The organism is Parapedobacter lycopersici (assembly GCF_040395035.1).
Classification (GTDB): domain Bacteria; phylum Bacteroidota; class Bacteroidia; order Sphingobacteriales; family Sphingobacteriaceae; genus Parapedobacter; species Parapedobacter lycopersici_A.
On the sequence record NZ_JBEBRB010000123.1, the window covers coordinates 1 to 3,929 of the forward strand.

Consider the following 3,929-nt stretch of genomic DNA (forward strand, 5'->3'; position numbering starts at 1 on the left):
TGGACTCGGGCAGGCTTTCCCGTTTCAGCTCAAAAGCATCCCAATTCTGTGTATTACTGTTGCCGGCAGTATGGTCTACCTTGGCAATATCGTCGTTACTGGCCATCACTCCCCCGGCGATCGCCTTTTCTACCCACTGCCGGGAGAGCGCTGGATCCACCTGTGTCAGCCGCATGCCCAGTCTTAGCATCAACGAATAACCAAATGTTTTCCATTTATCGGTATTACCCTCGTAAAGTACATCGTTGATTCCGAACGTCGGTTTCGATGAGTCCAGCTGGTTAATTGCGGTTTCCAGTTTAGCCAGCATATCGGGGTAAATATCCGATTGCTTGTCGTATTTGGGTTTGTGAACCTGGTTGATATATCCCTGGCCCGCTTCGGTGTAAGGCACATCGCCATACATATCGGTGACCCGGTGCAGTACATAAACCCGCCAGATACTGGCCATGGCGTGGTGGTTGACCAGTTCCGGGTTTCCTTCCGTAAAGGCAATGGCCTCCTGCAGTTCGGGCAGGTGGGAATTGTAAATCTCAAAAAAGAGATCGCCGAACTGGCCGTTTTCAAAATTCTTGTCCCCGGACCAGTTGGTTCCCAGCGAGGCCATGTACTGCATGGTACCCGCAAAGTACTTGATGTTGGTCCGGTTCCGGTCATTGGTTCCCGTACCCGCCGTACGGACGATGCTGGTCGTAAACAGGTTTCCGATAACCGGTTCCGTATAGGCATTCGGATTACGGTTCATTTCTTCAAATCCTTTATCGCACGATGTAAGCAGCAACGCAGCTAAACTTCCCAGCATCAGCGCTGAGCTTATTTTTCTTATAGTGTATTTCATGGTCGTTTTGTTGAGCGTCATTCCTTTTCCCATTAGAACCTGACTGATAAATTCAACCCATAGCTGCGCACGGTCGGCAAGCCGAAGTTTTCCAGCCCCTGGGCATTTCCATTGCTATAGCTCGATTCCGGATCGATATTCCGTGCCTTGTTCAGCAGGAGAAACAGGTTGCGGGCCACAAATGAAATATTCGCTGCCTGAACGGGCGTCTTCTCCAGTAAACGGCCCGGCAGCGAATAACCCAGTGTAATGGAACGCAGCTTGATGAAATCCGCATCGGTGACAAACTGATCGGTCAGTGTCGACCAGATTGTCGAATAATAAGTCTGCGCGGTGACGCTGCCGGAATAAGGGTTACCCTCCTGGTCTACCCCGGACACCTGCACGCCATTTTCCCTGACCCCGTTTTCCACCGTGCGCTTGTCCAGCCCGAACTGCGTGCCGTACGCGTTGGTGGCCGAGTAAATCGAACCGCCGAATTTTCCGTCGACCAGCACACTCATGTTGAACGATTTGTAACGGAAGCTATTGGTTAGCCCGAGTGTCAGCGGCGGCACGCCCTGTCCTAAAATTTCCAGCGGCCCCTGAATCGGTATACCCGTTGCACCATTGTAAATGATTTCCCCATTTTGGTTGCGGGCTGCCCGGTTTCCGGCGATTAATCCGAAAGGTTCTCCTTCAAAATGGTAAACCCATCCATTCAGCGTCCGTGTGGTTGCACCCGGGAGATACAGCGAGGTCAATCCATCGGCAATTTTCAGCACGGTGTTCTTATTATAGGCCATATTTAAGGCAACGTCCCAGTTAAAATTGGTCTTTTGTACCGGCGTACCTGTTAACAGCAATTCAACTCCGCGGTTTTGAATCTGCCCGACGTTCATGGCAACACTGCCATATCCGGACGAAATCGGTACGGACGCATTTACGATGTCATTGGTCGTCGTCCGGTCGTATACCGTCAGGTCCATGCCCACCCGGTTATTGAAGATCCGCCCTTCAACGCCGAATTCCGTGGTCGTCGACGTATACGGCTTCAACGCGTTTGGAATGGTACTTCCGTTGATGGTCATCAGCGTCGCGCCGTTAATGTATAGCTGCGCGGAATTGCTATAAGTAAGATCCAGTCCATAAGGCGCCGGCGCGCCGCCACCCACCTGCGCCCATGAACCCCGCAATTTCAGGAAGTTCAGCCATTCGGGACGGCTGCCCCAGGCATCCGATGCAACGAACGTCATTCCCACCGATGGATAGAGCAAACTGTTATTGTCGGCTGCCAGCGTAGAAAACCAGTCCTGCCTTGCGGTCAATGTCAGGTACAGGTAGCCATTATAACCGATATCTGCGGAACCGAAGAGCGAGTTGATTGCCCGCTGACTGTAATTCTGATTGAAATTCTGGGCACTCCCGTTCCCAATGAAATACTGGAACGGTACGTTAAACTGACCGCTGTTCAGACCGATTCCCTGAATGGTGCTGCGCATCTGATTACCGCCGACGAGCGCGTTGATGGAGAAACGGCCGAACGTTTTATCCAGTCCAAGGATCACCTCGCCATTCACTTCCTGGCGATCGTTCTGATTAGTCGACATCTGTCCGCGGTTATTAAAGGCGATACCGGACGGAATAATGTCAAATGCATCAAAATTGAAACGGTCTATCCCTACCCGGCCCGATGCATACAGGTAATCGGTAAAATGGTAACGGGCGACAAAAGAGCCCATGAACCGTTTACGAGTATCGCCGTTCCGCACCTTATTGATAACGAAATAAGGGTTTGTTACGTAGATATAATCACTCCAGACAAATTCGTTTCCCGTCGCCGGATCAAACCCAGGGGCCAGGGTGCGTACATCAATGCTGTTTGCCACCACCTGTACACCGGTGTTCACATTCCGGTCGAAATCGCCGGGGCGCGGGCGGTTCTTATTTTCCTGTATGCCGTATTGCGCCCGTCCTTCAAACGAGATCTTGTCGGCCAGATTGGCATTCACGCTTAAATTAAAGGTTTTCATGTTCAGGGAATTGTTAGGAACAATGCCCTCATTGTCGACATTCGCGGCCGAAAACCGGAAATTGACGGACTCATTACCGCCAACCAGCGCCAGTGTATTGCTGAATGTGCTGCCGGTATTGTAGAAATTGGTGATGTTATTGGGCTGCGCCACATACGGTCGTTCCTGCCCGTCGGGCTGCATTACCATGGAACCATCGAGCGGTGCACCCCAAGACATGCGTCCGTTGGCGATAGCCTCGGCCTGGGAGCCCGGCTTCTCACCCCTTGTTCCGGCACCGTATTCGTATTGCCAGTCCAGCAGATCGCGCGGGGTTTCGAGGGTATATGTCGTGTTATATTCCACGCCTATCCCCTGACGGGCCTGCCCCGACTTGGTTGTGATCAGGATTACCCCGTTGGCCGCACGCGAACCATAAAGTGCCGCGGCCGTACCGCCCTTCAATACGGAAATACTTTCAATGTCATCCGGGTTGATGCTGGACAATCCGTCACCCCTGTCGGTGCCGCCATACGTGCCCGGCGATCCCTGGTTTGAATTGTCGATTGGGATGCCGTTAACGACGATCAGCGGCTGGTTGTCACCATTCAGTGAGCCATTTCCGCGAATAACGATCCGTGTGGACCCGCCCGGTCCGGTTGAGGTACTTGTTGCATTAAGCCCCGCCACCCGGCCCGTCAATGCATTTCCAAGATTGATTTCCCGGGCTTTGGACAGGTCCTCCCCGGCCACCTCGGTTACTGAATAACTCAGCGATTTCCGCTCCCGGGTAATGCCCAGCGCCGTAACGACTACCTCGCCCAGCGCCTGAGCGTCGCTCTCAAGGGTAACGGCGATCGATGACTGTGCATTGACAGCTATCTCATTGGTTTTATAGCCGATATAGGAGAAGATAAGCGTGCCATCGGCAGGTGTCGGAATGGTAAAATTACCTGCTGCGTCGGTACTTGCCCCCCGCGTTGTTCCTTTTACCATCACGCTGACTCCCGTCAGTGGTTGTCCATCCGTATCCCGAACCACACCTCGTACGGTGATGTCCTGCTGGCCCATTTTATTTCTCACAACAACGAGGTTATCAT

2 protein-coding genes are annotated in these 3,929 nt (G+C 52.7%); both read right to left on the reverse strand.

Going from position 1 to position 3,929, the window contains the following annotated elements:
* Nucleotides 1–838 (reverse strand): SusD/RagB family nutrient-binding outer membrane lipoprotein (locus tag ABWO75_RS13510; RefSeq protein ID WP_353186385.1); only part of this gene is annotated, 838 nt, incomplete at its 3' end.
* A gap of 32 nt (nucleotides 839–870) precedes the next feature.
* Entirely contained in the window at nucleotides 871–3,912 is a 3,042-nt protein-coding gene (locus ABWO75_RS13515) for a SusC/RagA family TonB-linked outer membrane protein (protein ID WP_353186387.1), read from the reverse strand.
* Nucleotides 3,913–3,929: the final 17 nt, after the last annotated feature.